Genomic DNA, 19184 nt, shown 5'->3' on the forward strand with positions numbered 1-19184 from the left:
GGAGGGGTTAGGCTCCTGCACGTGATTGACGTGCAGGGCAGCGGGAGCGACGAGCGGCTTCGTCGTATCGAGGCGGTCACCGACGCCGCGCTGTCCCAGCTTGACGTCAAGGACCTTCTGGAAGAGCTGGTCGATCGTGTCGGAGAGGTGCTGGGTGTCGACACCGCGGCCGTCCTGCTGCTGGACCTGCACGCCCAGCAGTTGGTGGCCACCGCGACGAAGGGGCTGAGCGACGCGGTCCGGGAGGGTGCCCGGATCCCCGTCGGCCGCGGCTTCGCCGGCCGGATCGCCGGGGAGAAGCAGCCCGTCGTCGTGGAGAACGTCACAGCCGCCGACGACCCGGATCTGTTCGGCCGGGGAGTGCGCTCGTTGTTGGGTGTGCCGATGCTCGCCGGCGGCGAGCTGATCGGCGTACTGCATGTCGGCTGCCTGCGGACGCACCGGTTCACTGACGACGATGTGCAACTGCTGCAACTCGCCGCCGACCGGGCGAGCCTCGCCAGCCGGACCCGGGCGAGTGGCCTCGACCGCAGCGCCGCCCTGGCGCTGCAGCGCAGCCTGCTGCCCACCCACCTGCCCGACGCGCCGGGTGTGGACATGGCCGCCCGTTACGTACCCGGTCACGACGCCGGCGTCGGCGGCGACTGGTACGACGTGTTCACCCTGCCCTCCGGTTGGCTGGGTGTCGTCATCGGCGACGTGTCCGGCCACGGGCTGCAGTCGGCGGTCGTCATGGGGCGTCTCCGCAGCGCTCTGCGCGCCTACGCTCTGGTCTGCGACGATCCGGCCACCGCGCTGACGCTGCTCGATCGTAAGGTCCACCACTTCGAGACCGGGAACCTCGCCACGGTCCTCTACGCCATGATCTCCCCGGACCGTACGGCGATCCGGGTGTCCCTCGCCGGGCACCTGCAACCCGTCCTGGCCGCACCGGGACAACCGGCCGCCACGCTGACCATTCCCGTTGATCTTCCCTTGGGTGTCGGCCCTCGCCAGCCGGCCCGCCGGTGCACCGAGGTGGCGTTTCCCCCCGACGCGCTGCTGATCTGCTACACCGACGGGCTCGTCGAACGCCGTGGCGAGGTCATCGACGTCGGCATCGGGCGGCTCTGCGCAGCCGTTGAAGCCGGCCCCGCCGAGACGGTCTGCGCCCGGGTCATGACCACGCTCGCCGCCGAACAGACCACCGACGACATCGCTCTGCTCGCCATCCACTCGGCCAACCGACGTATCCCGTGAGCGACACTGACGGACCGTTCCCGAGCTGTCACCCGTACACTGCAGCTGACCGGTGCCACGCAGGTCCCCGGGCTGATCCTGCCGGGGCCGACGCGGTGGCCGGATCACGCACCTCGGAGGCCGCAGCTTGAGTATCTCCGTCGCCACCAGGTCCGATAGTTTCGCGCACCCCGCTCTCTTCTACGCGGACCAGGACGAGTACCTGGCCGGCACGGTGCCGTTCATCCGGGCCGGTCTCACCGCCGACGAGCCGGTCATGGTCGCCGTCCCCGGGGACAACCTCGACCACATCCGGACCGCGCTCGGCGCCGACGCGGGCAGGGTCCAGCTGCACGACATGAGCGTGGCCGGGCGCAACCCCGGGCGGATCATCCCGGGTGTCCTGCTCGCCTTCGCCGCCGCGCACGCCGGCAGGCGGGTACGCATCATCGGTGAACCGATCTGGGCCGGCCGCACCGCGACCGAGTATCCCGCGTGCGCCCAGCACGAGGCCCTGATCAACGCGGCGTTCGTCGGCCGGCCGGCCACCATCCTCTGCCCGTACGACACCAGCCGCCTCGACCGACGCTGGCTCGACGACGCCCACCGCACCCATCCCACCCTCCACCTGGACGGTGTGGTGCGGGAGAGCCCGCACTACACGGACCCGGTCGCGGTGGCCGCGGGGTTCAACCTGCCCTTGCAGGACCCGCCCGCCCAGGCGACGACCATCACCATTGACCTGCACGCCCTCTCGCTCATCCGCCGGGTGGTGACCGCCGAGGCCACCGCCGCCGGCCTGTCCCCGGACCGGGTCTCCGACCTCACCCTGGCGGTCAGCGAACTGGCCGCCAACACGGTCCGGCACACCGCCGCCGGTGGCACCCTCGCGGTCTGGACCGACGACACGCGGGTGATCTGCCAGCTCACCGATACCGGGCACATCACGAACCCGCTCGCCGGCCGGATTCCCGTGCCGCCGCAGCAGACCGGCAGCCGAGGGCTCCTCCTGGTCAACCAACTCTGCGACCTCGTGCGCGTCCACACCGTGCCGGGCGCCACCACGATCCGCCTGCACATGCACCGCTGACGCCCGAGGGCGACAGGGGGCAGCCACGGCACGCCAGCGGTCACACACTCCGGAGGCTGCCATCGGGGCGTGACGCCGCGCATGATCCGGCGTACCGCCGGTGGGGGCGCGACGGGCCGGGTCGAACCGACCCGGGCCCGTCGCGCGGCGCGGTGAGAGCGACCGGGCTACGGGCGTATGCACCCCGGAGGCCGCGGAGGCTCGGGCGCTGTCTGGGCCGCACCGAGCGTCCGTACGCCAGGGACGGGCTCGTACACGCCCGCCGGGATGCGCCGCTTGGACCTCGCCACCGTCGTCCTTCTCACCTCGCTCGGGGTGGTCCTTCACCCCGACGTCGTCCAGCACACCCCACACCCTCGGCCGCGGACAAGGATCTTCACGCGCTCCAGACGGCCGACGCGCCTGTTTTCACGCCGTCGATACGCCAGGACGGCGCCGTCGGCGGCATGCGCGTCCACGGCCGTCGCTGCCGTCCGACTATTCGCCATAATCGCCAGGACCGCTGAAGGCCGGGATGAAGTACCTCAACACGGACGAGGTTGGAGCGGTCGGCGAGGAGGCGCTGGGGCGATGACGGCGGGCAGGTCACCGAGCACCGCTACCAGGCTCGGCGGCTGGACGTCCCGGTCGATTGCCCCTTCGCGGAGTTCCGCCGGCGGTACGAAGAGGCCGTGCCGCCCTACGACGTCGAGTACCTGATGGGCAACCACAGCACCGCCGAGCGCATGTTCCGGCACGATCCGGCGGTCATGTTGTTCGCGCCGTCGCGCACGGTGATCACCAGCGACGACGGCGGCGGCACGTGCTTTCGCATCGAGCAGCCGAGTCACGCCTTCGCCTCCTTCGGCAACGCCCACATCGCGCGGGTGGGCATCGAACTCGATCACCAGGTCGTCGCGCTCCTCGCCCACCTCGGCGTGCCCGTGACCGGCGGCCCTGGCCGGCAGCTGACCCAATCCGCCGCTGTGACCGGCGCCCGGGCCACCCCCGACCGCAACCGGGCGCGGTCTTGCGGGCCGGCGAGCGCCTCGAGTAGGTTTTCGGGCACGCCGTCGAGCCGGGAGGAGGTCAGAACAATGTCCGATGTTCTGCGCCCCCTCCGCGCCCCGGCGTTTACGCGGATCTGACCCGGGGCGCTCGCTTTCCGGAGGATCAACCCATGACCAACCTGGTCATCCGTCCGCTCGTCGCGGGCGAGGAACACCTGTTCGACTCCATGCCCGATCCGCTGCCCCAACTGCGCAAGGTCGGCTACGCCGACGGGATCGCCGGGGGCGGCTACCGACCCGAGACCACCTGGGTCGCCCTCTGGGACGGCCGGGTGGTCGGGCGGGCCGCCTGGCTCCTCCCGCCGGGTGCCGTCGGCGCTCCCTGGTTGGAGCGGTTCGACCTGGACGCCGAACCGGAGGTGGGCGCCGCGCTGCTGCGCGCCGCCCACGAGGCACTCGGCGGTCCCGGCCTGTACTTCGCCGCCATGCCGGCGCACTGGCGGCGCCGGCCGGAGGTGCTGGCCGTGATGGAGGCGCCCATGGCGGCGGCCCGGCTCGCCGGCCTCGTCGAGCGGGGGGAGCGGGTGAGATGCTCCTGGACGGGCACCCCGTTGCCCGCCTTCTCCGGGCGGTACACCTTCCGCCCGGCCGCCGACCCAACGGAGATCAACGCCCTGGTCGCCCGGATCACCGAGCCGGACGTGCTGACCGGCGTGGAGATAGCGCGGTTGGTCAGCGGCGTCGACCTGGCCACCGACCCCCTCGCCTGGCTCGGCGGTCCGGCGGGGGACTGGCGAGTCGCGCTGGAGGACGCTGAGCCGGTCGGGCTGGTCGGACCAGCCGGGGACGCCTGCTACCCACTCATCGCCTACCTCGGGGTGCTCGACGAGGCCGTCCGGGGTGAGTTGCTGGCCGAGGCCGTCCGGGTGCTGGCGGCCGGCGGCGCCCGGGAGGTGATCGCCGACGTGGACGCGCACCGGGTGGCGGTGCTGGCGGAGCTGGAACGGACGGGGTTCCGGCAGCTGCGCTCGCGGGTCGTCTTCGCACCGGCAGCCGGGACGTCGCCGGTCCCGCCCGGTCCGGCGGTCTCCGCCGACCATCGGGGTTAGCCGATCGGGTACGCCCTGGCGCCACGGGTCGCGCCGCGAGCTGGCCGCGGCCCTGCACCACCACTGATCCCGGCGTCACCGGACCGCCGCCACCCGCTGGTCGCATCCGGCTGGGCCCGACGGCGGGTGGCGGCGGGGAGCCGGCGGGCGCGCAAGGGCCTTCGCGGCGATGCCGCGAAGGCCCTTGCGGTGCGCGGTCAGTTGGCGGGCTGGGTGGCGCCGTTGAACACCGGTGGGGCGTACCCGGTCGGCTTGTCCCCGATGCCGAGACCGGGGCTCACCACCCAGGACTGGTACCCGCCGCCGCGCTGCTGGCCGGCATTCAGGGCGGCGTGCTGCTGCTGCTCTCCACCGGCAGGACCGATCATCTCGAGGCCGCCCTCGACCTCACCATCGACTCCCTGCGGGCGGGTGCCCGCACCGCCCGATCGTGTCAGGATCTCCTTTAGCTGCGCGGGTCGTGGCCGCAGAGGGATCGTCGAGCATGTCGTTCGGGACGATCTCGGCTCTGCTGGGCGGGGGAATCCTGCTCTTCGCCGCGCTGCTGCTCACGATCATCAGCGCGCTGGGGCGTCGTGCGCGGGCGGGCCGACTGGCGGGCCGATACACATCCCGGCCGGGAAACTCGTCGGACAACAGCTCGTCGAGCATGGGCGGGACCTGACGCCGGCTGCTCGCGGTGAGCTAGCCGGCCACCACCGGCGACGCAGATCCCCCTGGCCGGGCCGGGAGATCACCCTCACCGCCGGCGGTCCGCACGGCGTTGATCAAGAGGCGTGCGTCAGGACGCGCCGGGCGGGATGACGCATCAACGAGGCGCGTCCGGGACGTCCACTGTTGGAAACGTTTTCGTAACGAGCCCTTGACCTCTCCGCCGTGCGCGGCGCAGACTCCCGGAAACGTTTACAGCTAAGGGGTGGAGGTGCCGAACGTGGGTCGTAAACGTTTACAGGAACCGGCTGACGGCCGGCCCACGGTGCACACGGTCGCCGCCCGGGCCGGTGTCTCCATCGCGTCCGCCTCGCGGGTGCTCAACGGGATCGGCGGCAGCCCGGAGACGGTCCGCAAGGTACGCGCCGCGGCGGCCGAGGTCGGCTACGTGCCCAACGCGATCGCCCGGTCGCTGCAGTCGCAGCGCACCGGCCTGGTCGCGCTCGCCGTCGAGGACATCGGCAACCCGGTCTACGTGGAGATGATGCGCGCCATCGAGGCCGTGGTCGCCTCCTCCGGGCGCCAGCTGCTGGTGCACGCCACCGGCGGGCGGATCGACAACGAGACCGCCCTGCTGCGCCGGCTGGCCAACCGCTACGTGGACGGGATGATCGTCTCGCCGATCCGGGTCACCGCCGACCATCTGACCGCGCTGGTGGACAGCCCGGTGCCGGTGGTGGTGGTCGGTCAGCTCGGCGCGGACGCCGCCGTGGACAACGTGCGTACCGACTCCCGCCACGGTGTGGCGCTGGCCGTGGACCACCTCGTCGCCAGCGGCCGGCGCCGGATCGGCTTCGTCAACGGTCCGCTCGACACCGTCCCGGGCGCCGCGCGTGACGCCGGCTTCCGGGCCGCCCTGGCGCGACACGACATCCCGCTCGACGAGGACCTGATCGAGGTCGGCGACTTCCAGTACGCCGCCGGCCGCGCCGCCACCGAGCGGCTGCTCGCCCGCACCGACCCGGACGCCCTGGTCTGCGCCAACGACCTGATCGCGGTCGGGGCGCTGCACGCCCTGCTCGCCGCCGGGCGTCGGGTGCCGCAGGACGTCGCCGTCGTCGGCATGGACGACACCGAGCTGGCCCGGATGATGTTCCCCCAGCTCTCCAGCGTCTCGCTCGGCTCGGCCGAACGCGGTCGCCGGGCCGCCGAGCTGCTCCTGCAACGCATCGCCGACCCGAACCTGCCGCCGCGGCGCGAGCAGGTGCCGCCGAGCCTCGCCGTCCGCGCGTCCAGTGGCGCGGCGCTGCCGGCCCCCCGCCCGGGCGACCCACCGACCACCCACCCGACCAGCGAAGGGGTGACCTCATGACCACGCTGGCCGAGCGGCCGGACGTCGAACGGGCCGGGCCGGCCCGCCGGCCGAGCCGGTTCCGTTCCGACCGGACCGCCATCTACCTGCTGCTGCTGCCGTCGCTGCTGCCGATCCTGGTGCTGTCGGTGTTCCCCCTGCTGCGCGGCATCTACCTCGGCTTCACCGACGCCCGGGCCGGGCGCAACGTCGAGGTGTCCTTCACCGGCCTGGCCAACTACCGCGAACTCCTCGGCGACGAGCTGTTCTGGAACTCGTTCAAGATCGGGCTGCTCTGGGCGTTCGGGGTGACCGTGCTCCAGTTCCTGCTGGCCCTCGGGCTGGCGCTGCTGCTCAACCAGCAGCTGCGCTTCCGGGGCCTGGCCCGGGTGCTCGCCGTAGTGCCGTGGGCGATGCCGCCGGTCGTGGTCGGCATCCTCTGGAAGCTCGTCTACCACCCGGACGCCGGCCTGCTCAACGAGTTCTTCCACCGGATCGGCGCCGACGGGCTGCGGACCAACTGGCTCGGCGACTTCAGCACCGCGCTGCCCGCCGTGATCCTGGTCGGGGTGTGGGCCGGCATGCCGCAGACCACCGTCGTCCTGCTCGCCGGCCTGCAGGGGGTGGGCCGCGAGCTGCACGAGGCGGCCGCCGTGGACGGTGCCAGCACGTGGCACCGGTTCCGGCACGTCACGCTGCCCGCCCTGGCCCCGGTGATCGTCGCGATCACGTCGCTGGACTTCATCTGGAACTTCAACTCGTTCGGCCTGGTCTACGTGCTGACCGCGGGCGGGCCGGGCGGCAAGACCATGCTGCCGATGCTCTTCGCCTACGAGGAGGCGTTCCGCTACGGCAACTACGGCTACGCCGCCGCGCTCGGCAACGTGATGGTCGTGCTCATCATCGCGCTGCTCGCCGTCTATCTCCGACGCCGGCTGAGGGAGGCGAACTGACATGTTCGGAAAGCCGAGCCGTACCGGGCGGGCATTGCAGTACCTGGCGCTCACCGGCTACCTGATCTTCCTCGGGTTCCCGCTGGTCTGGCTGGTCTCGACGGCGTTCAAGCCGCCCCGCGAGCTGGTGCGGCTGCACCCCACGCTGATCCCGAGCAACCCGACCGTGCAGAACTTCGTCCAGGCCTTCACCGAGCAGGAGCTGGGCCGGGCGGCGCTGAACAGCCTCCAGGTCTCGCTCGCCTCGGCGGTGCTGACCGTGCTGGTCGCCATGCCGGCTTCGTACGCGCTGGCCCGGTTCCGCTCCCGGATCGGCACCGCGGCGCTGGGCTGGGTGCTGCTGTCCCAGCTCTTCCCGTTCGTGCTGCTGATCATCCCGATCTTCCTGGTGCTGCGGCAGGTCGGCCTGGCCAACACGCACGCCGGGCTGGTGCTGATCTACGTGGTCTGGGCGCTGCCGTTCGCGCTGTGGATGCTGCAGGGCTTCGTCCGCAACATCCCCCGGGAGCTGGAGGAGGCCGCCTCGGTGGACGGGGCGAGCCGGGTGCAGGTCCTGCGCCGGGTGGTCTTCCCGCTGCTCGCGCCGGGCCTGGTCGCGACCGCGCTCTTCTCCTTCATCTCCGCCTGGAACGAGTTCTTCTTCGCGCTCGTGCTGATCAAGACCCCGGAACTGGCCACCCTGCCGGTGGCGCTGGCCCGGTTCGTCGGCATCGAGGGCACCGCCCGACTCGGGCCGCTGGCCGCCGGTTCGCTGCTGGCCACGCTGCCCAGCCTGATCTTCTTCGCGTTCATGCAACGCCGGCTCTCGTCCGGGTCGCTCGCCGGCGCGGTCAAGGGCTGAACCGTCCCCCATCCACCACCAAGGAGGTACCCCCATGCTCCGTACCCGATTCCGTCGACTGGCCGCGGCCACCGCGGTCGCGGTCGTCGGCCTCGGCGCGCTCGCCGCCTGCGGTGACGGCGGCGGCGACGAGGCCGCGTCCGGCCCGGTCAAACTGCGCTTCCTCAGCCTCGCCTGGCAGAAGGAGTCGCTGCAGGTCAACAAGGACCTTGTCGCCAAGTGGAACGCCGAGCACCCCGACATCCAGGTCGAGTACGTCCAGGGTGACTGGAACTCGGTGCACGACCAGCTGCTGACCTCCTTCGAGGGCGGCGACGCACCGGACATCGTGCACTACGAGGCGTCCTCGATCGGCGAGTTCAGCAAGCAGGGCTACCTGGCCGACCTCTCCGGGCTCGTCTCCGGCGACCTGAAGGGCCAGATCGACCAGGGAGTCTGGGACACCGCCACCTTCGACGGCAAGGTCGCCGGTGTGCCGTTCCTGCTGGAGTCGCAGGTCGTCATCGCCAACAAGAAGCTGCTCGACGCCGCCGGCGTCACGGTGCCGCCGGCCGACGGTGGCTGGACCTGGGACGAGTTCCAGGCCAACGCGCAGAAGCTCACCAAGCCCGGCCAGTACGGCGTGGCGTGGGCGCTGAAGTCGCCGACCAACCGGGTGCTCAACCTGGCGCTCAACTACGACGGGAAGTTCTTCTACACCGACGGCGGGCGCACCGAGGTCCGGGTCGGTGACGCGGAGAAGGAGGTCCCGAAGCGGATCCACGACATGATCTACACCGCGAAGTCGGCGTCCCCGGAGGCGCTCGGCATGAGCGGCGCGGACACCCTCCCCGGCTTCTTCGGCGGCAAGTACGCCATGCTGCCCGGCTCGGTGTCGCTGCGTCAGCAGATGGTCGAGCAGGCGCCGGCCGGCTTCGAGTGGGTCACCCTGCCGCCGGTCAAGGGACTCTCCACCAAGCAGGCAGCCAACCCGCAGACGCTGTCGGTCTCCGAGGACAGCAAGCACAAGAAGCAGGCCGCGCAGTTCATCGAGTACTTCCTGAACCCGACCAACATGGCCGCGCTGGCCAAGGGTGACTGGCTGGTTCCGACCGGCAAGCAGGCCAACGAGGAGCTGGTCAAGCTCACCGCCGGCAAGCAGGGCTGGGACGTCGCCGCGGACAGCGCCGCGGACCTGACCGTCGCCCCGTTCCAGCAGGCCGACGGCTACCCGGAGTGGAAGACCAAGTACGCCACCCCGGCCCTCCAGCAGTACTTCGCCAACAAGATCACCCTCGATCAGCTCGGTACGCAGCTGGTCGACGGTGGCAAGCAGGTTCTGAGGTAGACATGTCACTCTTGCTCGACACATCGGTCGGCTGCCTGGTCGGCGCCGCGGTCGGAGACGCCCTCGGCGGCGCCACCGAGACGGCACTACCGGAGCAGATCCGTGCGCGGTTCGGCGGCTGGGTCGAGGGCATCGTGCCCCCGTACCACGCCGACTGGGCCACCGCGCGACCGCTCGCGCCGTACCACAAGGGCGACGGGCACATCACCGACGACACGTTGATGACCCACGCCCTGGTCCGCGCCTACGCGGCCAAACGCGACCACCTCGACGCGTACGACGTGGTGGAGCTGCTGGTCCCCGACCTGATCGAGCGGGTGGTCTACATCCCCGACCTGGAGCGGGAGGGGGTGACCTTCCACCGGCTCGCGGCCGCCGAGCGGTGGCTGGTCACCCGCCTGCACCACGCCCACGCGGATCCGCGCGAGGCCGGGGTCGGCAACATCGTCAACTGTGGTGCGGCCATGTACATGGCCCCGGTCGGCATCGTCAACGCCGGTGATCCGGCCGGGGCGTACGCCGAGGCGGTGGAGATCGCCGGAGCGCACCAGCACAGCTACGGGCGGGAGGCCGCCGCCGTCTTCGCGGCGGCGGTCGCCGCCGCGGCGACCCCCGGCGCGGGCGTCGAGGATGTCGTCACCGCGGCCCTGGACCTGGCCCGCGACGGCACCCGGGCGGCCATCGACGCGGTCGTCAAGGAGGCCCGCGGCCACCACGACTGGAAGCAGGCGATCCCGGCGCTGCGCGCCGCGGTCGCCCCCTACGACACGGTGGGGGAGGAGTACCGCAACCCCGGCCTCGGCGCGCGGCGGCCCAGCCGGCTGCACGCCATCGAGGAGCTGCCGGTGGCCATCGGCATGCTCGTGGTGGCCGGCGGCGAGTTCCGCCCGGCGGTGCTCGGCGCCGTCAACTACGGCCGGGACGCCGACTCGACGGCGACCATGGCGGCTGCCATCGCCGGGGCGCTCGGCGGCGCCGCCGCGGTGCCCGCGGAGTGGTCGGAGGTGGTCGCCACCGCCTCCAGGACGGACCTGGTGGAGCCGGCCCGCGTCCTCGCGGCCGTGGCAGGCGAGGTCTTCGAGCGCGACCAGGCCCGGTTCACGCGGCGCGCGGAGCGCTTCGCCGGGTTGGCCGGTGGCGCCGGTTCGGCGGGGGAGCCGACCCGGTGAGGATCACCTGGGTCCAGCCGGAGGACCTGCTGCCCCACGAGCTGGCGGCCAGTCGGGACGAGGGCCGCGACGTCGCGGCCCTCGCCCGGCGGTGGACGGAGGCCGGCGGGGACCTGACCCCGCCGGTCAGCGGGGCGTCGCCGATCCCGGCCTCTCCGGCGCTGCGGGCGCTCGCGGCGGAGCTGCTGGATGCCGCCGACGCGCTGCCCGCCGTCGCCACCGACGACGAGCCGGACGACCTGGCCGCGATCCGGGCCGGATGGCCGACGATTTGGTCGCTGCCGACCGAGGTGACGCACGACCGGCTGCACGGCGCGTGGCTCGGCCGGGCGGCCGGCTGCCTGCTCGGCAAGCCGGTGGAGAAGATCCCCCGGGAGGGGATCCGCGACATCCTCACCGCGACCGGCCGGTGGCCGCTGAGCGACTGGTTCACCGCGAAGGGGCTGCCGGCCGACGTCGCCACCCGCTGGCCGTGGAACCGGCGCAGCGCGCCGACCAGCCTCGCCGAGAACATCGACGGCATGCCCGAGGACGACGACCTGAACTACGCGCTGCTGGCCCTGCGGGTGCTGGAGACGCACGGTCGTGACTTCACGAGCGCCGACGTGGCGCAGGCGTGGCTGGACTGGCTGCCCGGCGGGCGGGTCTTCACCGCCGAGCGGGTGGCGTACCGGAACCTGCTGCTCGGGCTCGCACCACCGCAGAGCGCCCGCCGGCACAACCCGTTCCGGGAGTGGATCGGCGCGCAGATCCGCACCGACGTGTACGGCTGGGTCAACCCCGGCCGGCCGGACCGGGCCGCCGAGCTGGCCTTCCGGGACGCCACCGTCAGCCACGTCCGGGGTGGCGTGCACGGCGCGCTCTGGGCAGCCGCGCTGGCCGCCGCCGCGCCGGTCGCCTCCACGGTGGACGAGGTGCTGGACGCGGCGGACGCGGTGCTGCCGCCGCGCAGCCGGTTCGCGACCACGGTCCGCGAGGCGCGCGCTCTCGGCGCGGGCACCGACGACTGGGAACGCGTGGTCGACGAGCTGTACGCCCGCCACGGTCACCTGCACTGGGTGCACGTGCGCAACAACGCCGCGCTGGTGGCCGCCGCGCTGGCGTACGGCCGCGGCGATCTGGAGCGGTCGATCACCGCGGTGGTCAGCGGCGGCTGGGACACCGACTCCACCGGCGCGACGGTCGGTGCGGTGACCGGGGCGCTCACCGGGGCGTCCGGGCTGCCGGCGCGGTGGATCGCCCCGCTGCGCAACCGGCTGGCCAGCAGCATCGCCGGTTTCGACGGCATCGGCTTCGACGAGCTGGCCGAGCGGACCCGGGCCCTGGCCCGGCCGGGGAGCGGGTCGTGAACCGGCGGACGGAAAGGAGCACGGCATGAGCGCGCGCGTGGCGGTGGTGGGCAGCAGCAACCTCGACCTGGTGGTGACGGCGTCGCGGCTGCCCCGCCCCGGCGAGACGGTGCTCGGCGAGAACTTCCGGACCGTGCCCGGTGGCAAGGGCGCCAACCAGGCGGTGGCCGCCGCCCGGGCCGGTGCCGCCTGCGACTTCGTGGGCGCGGTCGGCGACGACGGGTTCGGTGCGCAGATGCGGGCGAGCCTGGTCGGCGCGGGCGTGGACGTTCGCGGCCTGCGGACCGTCGCCGGTCCCTCCGGCGTCGCGTTGATCGCCGTCGACCGGGGCGCGGAGAACTTCATCGTGGTCGCGCCCGGCGCCAACGGCACGTTGACCGAGCTGGACGCCGACGACCGGGCGACAATCGCCGCGGCGGACGTGCTGCTCCTTCAGCTGGAGGTGCCGTTGGCCGCGGTCCTGCGGGCGGCGGACTGGGCGCGGGCGGAGGGCACCACCGTCGTGTTGAACGCCGCGCCGGCCGCGGTGCTGCCGACCGAGCTGCTCGACCTGGTCGACGTGCTGGTGGTCAACGAACACGAGGCGGCCGTCGTGGCCGGGGTCTTCTCCGACGACCCGCCGGCGCTGCTGGACGCCCTGCTGGAGCTGGTGCCCCGGGCGGTGCTGACCCTCGGCGCGCGCGGTGCCGCGTACGCCGACCGGGACGGTCTGCGCCTGGAGGTCCCGGCCCCGCGCATCGACGCCGTGGACACCACCGCCGCCGGAGACGCCTTCACCGGCGCGTTCGCCGTGGGCTGGGCCGAGCGGGCCGGCGCCATCAGCGACGACACCGTCACGGAGAGCCTGCGCTGGGCGTGCGCCGCCGGCGCGGCCTGCGCCCAGCGGCCCGGCGCCTCCACCGCGCTGCCCGAGCGGGCCGCCATCGACGCCCTCTACGACGCGACATACCGAGGTGCCCCGTGAGCTTCAACCCGTACGTCCCGCGCCCCATCGACCGGCCGACGGAGGTGCCGCTCGGCGGGCACACGGACCTGACCACGCTGGACGAGGCGAAGATCTTCGCCGCACCCGCCGACCCGGCCGACTGGCCGGCGTGGCGGGAGCAGCTCACCCGCTGGCGGGCCGACGCCCGGGCACGGCTCGGCTACACCGGCGCGCACTACGACGAGATCGCCGGCGACTGCTTCAACGTCTGCCTCGCGTGGCTGTGGGACGAGGCGCTCTACGACCACGAGCGCGGCGTCTTCACCGTCGACGAGTTCCTCGACGCGGCCGGGCGGGACTTCGGAGGCTTCGACGGGGTGGTGCTCTGGCACGCGTACCCGGTCATCGGCCTGGACGACCGCAACCAGTTCGACTGGTACCGGGACGTGCCGGAGCTGCCCGAGGTGGTGCGGGCGTTCCAGGAACGCGGGGTGCGGGTCTTCATCGACTACAACCCGTGGGACACCGGGACGCGCCGCGAGCCGGGCAGTGACGCCGAGGAGGTGGCGGCCCTGGCCGGCAAGCTCGGCGTCGACGGGGTCTTCCTGGACACCCTCAAGGAGGGCGCCGGCGAGCTGCGCGCGGCGCTGGACGCCGTCCGTCCCGGCATGGTCCTCGAAGGCGAGAGCCGCGTCCCGCTGGCACGGATCGCCGACCACGCGATGTCCTGGGCGCAGTGGTTCGCCGACTCCGAGGTCCCCGGCGTGCTGCGGGCGAAATGGTTCGAGCGGCGGCACGTGCTGCACCACACCCGCCGCTGGCACCGCGACCATCTCGACGAGTTGCACTCCGCCTGGCTCAACGGCGTCGGGGTGCTGGTGTGGGAGAGCGTCTTCGGCGTCTGGGTCGGCTGGAACGACCGGGACCGGGCGGTGCTGCGGGCGATGCGGCGGGTGCAGACCAGCCACGCCGCGTGGTTGCGCGCCGAGGACTGGGTCCCGCTCGCCGACCATCCCGGCACGGGCCAGGTGTACGCGTCACGCTGGACGCACGACGACGAGCCACTGTGGACGGTGGTGAACCGGGGCGCGGACCACGACGGACCGTGGCTGGTCACCGACACCCGGGCCGGCCGACGCTTCGTCGACCTGGTCACCGGCGCCGAGCTGAGCATCACCGAGACCGCCGACGGCCGGCTGGCGGTGGGCGGCCCGCTGCCGGCCGGCGCCATCGCCGCCGTGGTGGTGACCGACGCCGCCGTCCAGCGGTACGAGCCACCCACCGGCGACCCGTCCTTCCCGGCCCGCGCCGCGGTGCGCGCCCGGACCCCGTGGGCGCCCCGGCCGCAGCTGCCACCGGGGATGGCAGCCATCGGGGCCGGCCGCCGGGACCTGGTGGTCCGGCACCGGGTACGGGAGACCGGGCTGTACGGCGAGGCGCCCTACGTCGACGAGTGGAAGCCGCTGCCGCCCCGGTTGCACCACACCGGGACGCTGCGGCGCAACGTCCGGCTCGGTCGGTTCGCCATCGCCACCCACGAGGTCACCCACGGGGAGTACGCCGACTTCCTGCGGGCCACCGGCTACCGGCCGGTGCGCCCCGAGCGGTTCACCGCGGGGCAGGGCCCGGCCAACGCCCCGGTGACCGGTGTGGAGCTGGCCGACGCCCGGGCGTACGCGACGTGGGCCGGGCTGCGGCTGCCCACCGAGGACGAGTGGCAGGTGGCCGCCGAGGCGGGACTGCTCGTCCGCCGGGAACCGCTGGTGTGGAACCTGACCGAGAGCGAGCACTCCGACGGGCGTACCCGTTTCGTCATCGTCAAGGGCGGCGCGGGCCACCGGGCGGACGGCTCCGACTGGTACCTCGACGGCGGCCCGCAGCCGGCGGACGTCTCGGTGAAGCTGCTGCTGACCGGCGCCGGGCTCACCCGATCCGACCAGGTCGGCTTCCGCTGCGCGGCGGACCTGCTGCCCGACCCGGAGGAGGCCCGGTGACCGCGCCGCTGGACGGGATCAAGGTCGTCGACCTGGCCACCCTCTTCGCCGGGCCGCTCGCCGCCGCGTTCCTCGGTGACTTCGGCGCCGACGTGGTCAAGGTGGAGCACCCGACCAAGCCGGACCCGTCGCGGGGGCACGGCCCGGCCCGCGACGGCGTCGGGCTGTGGTGGAAGGTGCTCGGCCGCAACAAGCGGACGGTCACCCTCAACCTCTCCGATCCGGACGGCGCCGCGCTGCTGCGCCGGCTGCTCGCCGACGCCGACGTGCTGGTGGAGAACTTCCGCCCGGGCACGCTGGAGCGGTGGGGGCTCGGCCCGGCCGAGCTGCACGCCGTCAACCCCCGGCTGGTGATCGCCCGGATCAGCGGGTTCGGGCAGGTCGGCCCGTACGCCCGCCGGCCCGGCTTCGGCACCCTCGCCGAGGCGATGAGCGGCTTCGCCGCGGCCACCGGGGAACCGGACGGCCCACCGACCCTGCCGCCGTTCGGGCTGGCCGACTCGGTGACCGCGCTCGCCGCCGCGTACGCGGTGATGCTGGCCCTGCGGGCCCGGGACGCCACCGGCGCCGGGCAGGTGGTCGACCTCGCCATCATCGAGCCGATCATGGCGATGCTCGGCCCGCAGGTCACCTGGTACGACCAGCTCGGCTACATCCAGCCCCGGCTGGGCAACCGGTCGAACAACAACGCCCCGCGCAACACGTACCGGTGCGCGGACGGGCGCTGGGTGGCCGTCTCCACCAGTGCCCAGAGCATCGCCGAGCGGGTGCTGCGGCTGGTCGGCCGACCCGAGCTGATCGACGAGCCGTGGTTCGCCACCGGCAGCGGCCGGGCCGCGCACGCCGACGAGTTGGACGCGGCCGTGAGCGCCTGGGTGGCGAAGCGGGACCGCGACGAGGTGGTGGCCGCGTTCGAGGAGGCGCAGGCCGCGGTCGCGCCGGTCTACGACGTACGGGACATCCTCGCCGACCCGCAGTACGCCGCGCTGGGCACCGTGCGCACCGTGCCGGACGAGGAGTTGGGCGCGGTGCGGATGCAGAACGTGCCGTTCCGGCTCGTCGACACCCCCGGGGAGATCCGGCACGCCGGCCGGCGGCACGGCCAGGACACCGACGCGGTCTTCGGCGCGCTCGGCCTGAGCGCCGAGGAGCTGGCCGCGCTGCGCGAGCGGGGAGTCCTCTGATGCTGCTCAGCTGGCTCTACGTGCCCGGCGACCGCCCGGACCGGTTCGCCAAGGCGGTCGCCTCGGGCGCCGACGCGGTCATCCTCGACCTGGAGGACGCCGTCGTCGCCGGACGCAAGGCGTACGCCCGGGGGGCGGTCGCCGAGTTCCTCGCCGACGCGCACCCGGTGCCGGTGCAGGTCCGGGTCAACGAGCTGACCGGTCCGGACGTCGACGCCGACCTGGCCGCGGTGGTTGGTCGGCCGGGGCTGGCCGGGCTGCGGCTGCCGAAGGTGGAGTCGGCCGCGACGGTGGGGGCGCTCGCCGACCGGGTGGACGTGCCGCTGCACCCGCTCATCGAGTCGGCGCTCGGGCTGGAGGCCGCGTACCCGATCGCGTCCGCCCACCCGGCGGTGGCCTCGATCGGGCTCGGCGAGGCCGACCTCCGCTCGGACCTCGGGGTGAGCGACGACGACGGCCTGCTGTGGGCGCGCGGCCGGGTGGTGGTGGCGGCCCGCGCCGCCGGCCTGGTCCCGCCGGCGATGTCGGTGTACGCCGACGTCGCCGACGCCGCCGGTCTGGCCGCCTCCTGTGCGGTCGGTCGGCGGCTCGGCTTCCTCGGTCGTGCGGCGATCCACCCGCGCCAGTTGCCGGTGATCGTCGAGGCGTTCCGGCCGGCCGATCCGGAGGTGGCCCGTGCCGCGGAGCTGCTGGCCGCCGTGGCCGACGCGCACCGACGGGATTCGGGGACCGTGGTGCTGCCCGACGGCCGCTTCGCCGACCGGGCGATGGTCGCCGCCGCCCAGCGCACCGTGGACCTGGCCGCCCGCTACGCCGCCTGACCCGCCCGCCGCCCGGCGGCTCGCGGGGCGTCGAGCCGGTCGAGCCGCGCGAGGTTGGCGGTGCCGCCCCGGACCACGGCGGCGGCCAACGCGGTGGTCGCCGGCTGGACGCCGCCCCGCTGCTCCGCGGCGGCGATCCGGACCGCCTGCTCCAGGTGCGCGCGCAGGTGCTGGGCGACCAGCCGATCGAACGGCTTCCCGTCGGCCGCCCGCAGCGCCGCCAACTCCTCGGCCGTGACCATGCCCGGCATGTCGTGGCCCTCGTGCGGGTTGGTGGCCGGCGCACCGGCCTCGGCCAGCAACCGGCGAGACCGGTCCAGGTCGGCGCGGTGGGTGGCCTCCACCTGGGCGGCCAGTCGCCGCCACGCCGGGTCGGTGGTCCGCGCCGGCACCAGGTCGAGCACCGGCAGCACCCGTTCGGCCATCGCCACCGTCAGCTGGAGCCACGCGATGTCGGTCGGACTGAACGGTCCGGCCGTACCCGTGGCTGGCACCGCGCTCGGCGGTGCGACCGCCGTCGGGGCCGTCGCGGACGGCGCGGTGGTGCCGGCGGCGTTCGGTGACCCGCCAGCGCAGCCGGCGACGAGCAGAACGGCAATGAGCAGAGTGGGCGGCGCGGCGACGAGGGCCCGCATCCGTCCTCCTTTCCGCCCGGGTGGGCGGGCCCGCGTGATCGGGCCCGCCCTCGGGTTGAACGTGTCGCCTCAGATCGGACGGCCGTCGTGCCCACACTTGATGACGGGACGGATGCAGTCCTGGACGCGGCGTGCCATCTCCGCCACTGGCCAGGCGTTGAAGAAGTCGCCGTGCATGGTGTAGCCCGGACCGGAGGCCAGCCGGAACTGCGCCGGGTTGCCGTTGACCGGGTACCGCAGCACCTGCCGCAGCTTCGGCACGTGCACGGGGTGCGTCGCCGGGCACGCCTGGTTCACCGGGTACGCCATGTGGCTCTTGTGGTCGGGCGAATCCAGGTCGCGGCCGTTCCAGCACTGCGGGAAGTCCAGGTACGACTCCAGCATCGTCCCGGCCGGGCAGGTGACGAAGTTCTTCGACGGCGGCACCTGCCCCGCGTGCAGGCAGGACCAACGGGCGATGCTCTCGTTCGGCCCGGTCGCCTTGGCGTTGCCCGCCACGATCCGCAGTCCCTGCGGGATGGGCTGGGTGGCCGCGACGACGTCGGCGCGTACGCCCTCACCCAGGTAGTAGAACGTGGAGATGGCCGGCTCGACCGGCACGTTGTTGTTGTACAGGGTCGGCACCCAGTACGACGAGACGTCCGTGCGCGGGTTGCAGGTGGTCGGGGAGTTGACCAGGTCGGGCAGCGTGGTGTGGGCGTTCGTCACCGTGCTGCCGAAGAAGCTGTGCATGTGCGAGGCCCCGGGCAGCCCGGGGAAGACGATGGGGTCGTCCGGCAGCCGGTGGCTGTACGTGCAGTCGGCGGGGAACTCCGCGACCCGGATGACGTTGACGCCCGGGGCGGCGTCGGCCCGGCCCGTGGTGGAAACCATGTACGTGCCGAGTAGCACCAGCAGGGCGCCGATCGCCGTGGCGAGGCGCAGCCGGCGGTGGATACCGGAGAGGGGTGCGGCCCTGTCCATCTCGTGACTCCTGTCGGGGGGGACGGGTCAGGGACAGCTCCGGCGCCGCCGCCGAAGACATCGGAGTTTGCCCTGGCCAGACTGGTGGTGGTCTGTTGAGCCCGGGTGCGAGAGAGCGCTCTCACATCCCCAGCCTCACCCCGAAGTCGACGGTTGTCAATACGTGCCGCAGTTGGTGGGAATGACGACCGCAGAAGGGCCGGACCCCTGTGGGGTCCGGCCCTTCTGGACTCTGTCGGTGCGGCCTCAGCTGGTGGCGTAGCCGCGGGTGGCGATCCAGTCGGCGAGGTGCCCGACGGTGACCTCGTAGGAGGCGGTGTTCGGGTCGGCGGAGTCGGCGATCTTCACCACCTTGCCGCCGTCGCGGTAGCCCACGACGCTGATGTAGTGCCCGCCCTCGAAGGAGTGCACCCCACCGTCGGTGTCGGTGGTGGTGCCGGCGATGTTCGCGACCACGGCCCGGCCGTCGTCGATGGTGCGCACGACGTCGGCGCGCAGCTTGTGGGTCTGCTTGCGGTTCGCGCTCGGGGAGCTGATCTCGACGGAGTGGTAGGCGTCGCTCTTACCGGTTTCCTTGTTCAGCACGGGGGTGATGTCGTTGATGGAGTTCGTGCC

19 protein-coding genes are annotated in these 19184 nt (G+C 73.2%); 15 read left to right on the top strand and 4 right to left on the bottom strand.

Translation table 11 applies throughout. The features are described 5' to 3' along the window. Positions 1-21: 21 nt before the first annotated feature. The 4 genes from AB0K07_RS12960 (at position 22) to AB0K07_RS12975 (ending at position 4406) form a co-directional block, all read left to right on the top strand. A complete protein-coding gene (locus AB0K07_RS12960) occupies positions 22-1239 on the top strand; it encodes a GAF domain-containing SpoIIE family protein phosphatase (RefSeq protein ID WP_363754180.1) in 1218 nt (405 codons plus the stop codon). Between the two features lie 127 nt (positions 1240-1366). Then, positions 1367-2308 (top strand): sensor histidine kinase, encoded by a 942-nt coding sequence (locus tag AB0K07_RS12965; RefSeq protein WP_363754182.1) that lies wholly within the window; start codon positions 1367-1369, stop codon positions 2306-2308. A gap of 539 nt (positions 2309-2847) precedes the next feature. Further along, positions 2848-3435 carry a hypothetical protein gene (locus AB0K07_RS12970; RefSeq protein ID WP_363754184.1) on the top strand — a complete coding sequence of 196 codons (588 nt, stop codon included), beginning with the start codon at positions 2848-2850 and terminating at the stop codon, positions 3433-3435. 32 nt (positions 3436-3467) lie between these two features. Further along, the gene (locus tag AB0K07_RS12975) at positions 3468-4406 is read left to right on the top strand and encodes an acetyltransferase (RefSeq protein ID WP_363754187.1); all 939 of its coding nucleotides are present in this window, start codon (positions 3468-3470) and stop codon (positions 4404-4406) included. A gap of 197 nt (positions 4407-4603) precedes the next feature. Here the strand turns inward: AB0K07_RS12975 and AB0K07_RS12980 are convergent, their stop codons facing one another. Next, positions 4604-4774 (bottom strand): hypothetical protein, encoded by a 171-nt coding sequence (locus AB0K07_RS12980; protein WP_363754190.1) that lies wholly within the window; start codon positions 4772-4774, stop codon positions 4604-4606. A 116-nt stretch (positions 4775-4890) separates the two neighbouring features. On the opposite strand from AB0K07_RS12980, the gene AB0K07_RS12985 reads away from it, so the two are divergent. The 11 genes from AB0K07_RS12985 to AB0K07_RS13035 all read left to right on the top strand — a co-directional run bounded on the left by AB0K07_RS12985 (position 4891) and on the right by AB0K07_RS13035 (position 16971). Then, positions 4891-5070: a hypothetical protein gene (locus AB0K07_RS12985; RefSeq protein ID WP_363754193.1), complete on the top strand. Its 180-nt coding sequence runs from the start codon at positions 4891-4893 to the stop codon at positions 5068-5070. A gap of 267 nt (positions 5071-5337) precedes the next feature. Next, a complete protein-coding gene (locus AB0K07_RS12990) occupies positions 5338-6429 on the top strand; it encodes a LacI family DNA-binding transcriptional regulator (RefSeq protein WP_363754195.1) in 1092 nt (363 codons plus the stop codon). Continuing rightward, positions 6426-7361 (top strand): sugar ABC transporter permease, encoded by a 936-nt coding sequence (locus AB0K07_RS12995; RefSeq protein WP_363754198.1) that lies wholly within the window; start codon positions 6426-6428, stop codon positions 7359-7361. Before AB0K07_RS12990 ends, AB0K07_RS12995 begins: the two co-directional genes overlap by 4 nt. A 1-nt stretch (position 7362) precedes the next feature. Beyond that, the gene (locus AB0K07_RS13000; RefSeq protein WP_363754201.1) at positions 7363-8202 is read left to right on the top strand and encodes a carbohydrate ABC transporter permease; all 840 of its coding nucleotides are present in this window, start codon (positions 7363-7365) and stop codon (positions 8200-8202) included. A 34-nt stretch (positions 8203-8236) separates the two neighbouring features. Next, the gene (locus AB0K07_RS13005) at positions 8237-9529 is read left to right on the top strand and encodes a sugar ABC transporter substrate-binding protein (protein ID WP_363754204.1); all 1293 of its coding nucleotides are present in this window, start codon (positions 8237-8239) and stop codon (positions 9527-9529) included. 2 nt (positions 9530-9531) lie between these two features. Next, the gene (locus AB0K07_RS13010; RefSeq protein ID WP_363754207.1) at positions 9532-10698 is read left to right on the top strand and encodes an ADP-ribosylglycohydrolase family protein; all 1167 of its coding nucleotides are present in this window, start codon (positions 9532-9534) and stop codon (positions 10696-10698) included. Beyond that, on the top strand, positions 10695-12047 hold the full coding sequence (locus tag AB0K07_RS13015) for an ADP-ribosylglycohydrolase family protein (RefSeq protein WP_363754210.1): 1353 nt from the start codon (positions 10695-10697) through the stop codon (positions 12045-12047). The genes AB0K07_RS13010 and AB0K07_RS13015 overlap by 4 nt, the downstream gene beginning before the upstream one ends. A 25-nt stretch (positions 12048-12072) precedes the next feature. Next, positions 12073-13011, top strand: a complete 939-nt coding sequence (locus tag AB0K07_RS13020; protein WP_363754213.1) for a ribokinase — start codon at positions 12073-12075, stop codon at positions 13009-13011. Then, positions 13008-14966: an SUMF1/EgtB/PvdO family nonheme iron enzyme gene (locus AB0K07_RS13025; RefSeq protein WP_363754216.1), complete on the top strand. Its 1959-nt coding sequence runs from the start codon at positions 13008-13010 to the stop codon at positions 14964-14966. The genes AB0K07_RS13020 and AB0K07_RS13025 overlap by 4 nt, the downstream gene beginning before the upstream one ends. Beyond that, positions 14963-16150 carry a CoA transferase gene (locus tag AB0K07_RS13030; protein WP_363754219.1) on the top strand — a complete coding sequence of 396 codons (1188 nt, stop codon included), beginning with the start codon at positions 14963-14965 and terminating at the stop codon, positions 16148-16150. Before AB0K07_RS13025 ends, AB0K07_RS13030 begins: the two co-directional genes overlap by 4 nt. Continuing rightward, positions 16150-16971 (top strand): CoA ester lyase, encoded by an 822-nt coding sequence (locus AB0K07_RS13035; protein WP_363754222.1) that lies wholly within the window; start codon positions 16150-16152, stop codon positions 16969-16971. The genes AB0K07_RS13030 and AB0K07_RS13035 overlap by 1 nt, the downstream gene beginning before the upstream one ends. On the opposite strand, the gene AB0K07_RS13040 is transcribed toward AB0K07_RS13035, so the two are convergent. From AB0K07_RS13040 to AB0K07_RS13050, 3 genes are all read right to left on the bottom strand, one after another. Next, positions 16959-17606: a DUF305 domain-containing protein gene (locus AB0K07_RS13040; protein WP_363754225.1), complete on the bottom strand. Its 648-nt coding sequence runs from the start codon at positions 17604-17606 to the stop codon at positions 16959-16961. The two genes, AB0K07_RS13035 and AB0K07_RS13040, sit on opposite strands and share 13 nt — an antisense overlap. 69 nt (positions 17607-17675) lie before the next feature. After that, a complete protein-coding gene (locus AB0K07_RS13045; protein ID WP_363754228.1) occupies positions 17676-18569 on the bottom strand; it encodes a DUF1996 domain-containing protein in 894 nt (297 codons plus the stop codon). A 246-nt stretch (positions 18570-18815) separates the two neighbouring features. After that, positions 18816-19184 (bottom strand): C39 family peptidase (locus AB0K07_RS13050; RefSeq protein ID WP_363754231.1); only part of this gene is annotated, 369 nt, incomplete at its 5' end.

This window comes from Micromonospora sp. NPDC049301, from assembly GCF_040678715.1.
GTDB lineage: Bacteria > Actinomycetota > Actinomycetes > Mycobacteriales > Micromonosporaceae > Micromonospora.

Excerpts from the sequence above, each read along its gene's own strand:
- AB0K07_RS13005 (WP_363754204.1), top strand. The coding sequence starts at position 8,237 with ATGCTCCGTACCCGATTCCGTCGACTGGCCGCGGCCACCGCGGTCGCG.
- AB0K07_RS13000 (WP_363754201.1), top strand. The coding sequence starts at position 7,363 with ATGTTCGGAAAGCCGAGCCGTACCGGGCGGGCATTGCAGTACCTGGCG.
- AB0K07_RS13045 (WP_363754228.1), bottom strand. The coding sequence starts at position 18,569 with ATGGACAGGGCCGCACCCCTCTCCGGTATCCACCGCCGGCTGCGCCTC.
- AB0K07_RS13020 (WP_363754213.1), top strand. The coding sequence starts at position 12,073 with ATGAGCGCGCGCGTGGCGGTGGTGGGCAGCAGCAACCTCGACCTGGTG.
- AB0K07_RS13040 (WP_363754225.1), bottom strand. The coding sequence starts at position 17,606 with ATGCGGGCCCTCGTCGCCGCGCCGCCCACTCTGCTCATTGCCGTTCTG.
- AB0K07_RS12985 (WP_363754193.1), top strand. The coding sequence starts at position 4,891 with ATGTCGTTCGGGACGATCTCGGCTCTGCTGGGCGGGGGAATCCTGCTC.
- AB0K07_RS13035 (WP_363754222.1), top strand. The coding sequence starts at position 16,150 with ATGCTGCTCAGCTGGCTCTACGTGCCCGGCGACCGCCCGGACCGGTTC.
- AB0K07_RS12995 (WP_363754198.1), top strand. The coding sequence starts at position 6,426 with ATGACCACGCTGGCCGAGCGGCCGGACGTCGAACGGGCCGGGCCGGCC.
- AB0K07_RS12980 (WP_363754190.1), bottom strand. The coding sequence starts at position 4,774 with ATGATCGGTCCTGCCGGTGGAGAGCAGCAGCAGCACGCCGCCCTGAAT.
- AB0K07_RS13010 (WP_363754207.1), top strand. The coding sequence starts at position 9,532 with ATGTCACTCTTGCTCGACACATCGGTCGGCTGCCTGGTCGGCGCCGCG.
- AB0K07_RS12975 (WP_363754187.1), top strand. The coding sequence starts at position 3,468 with ATGACCAACCTGGTCATCCGTCCGCTCGTCGCGGGCGAGGAACACCTG.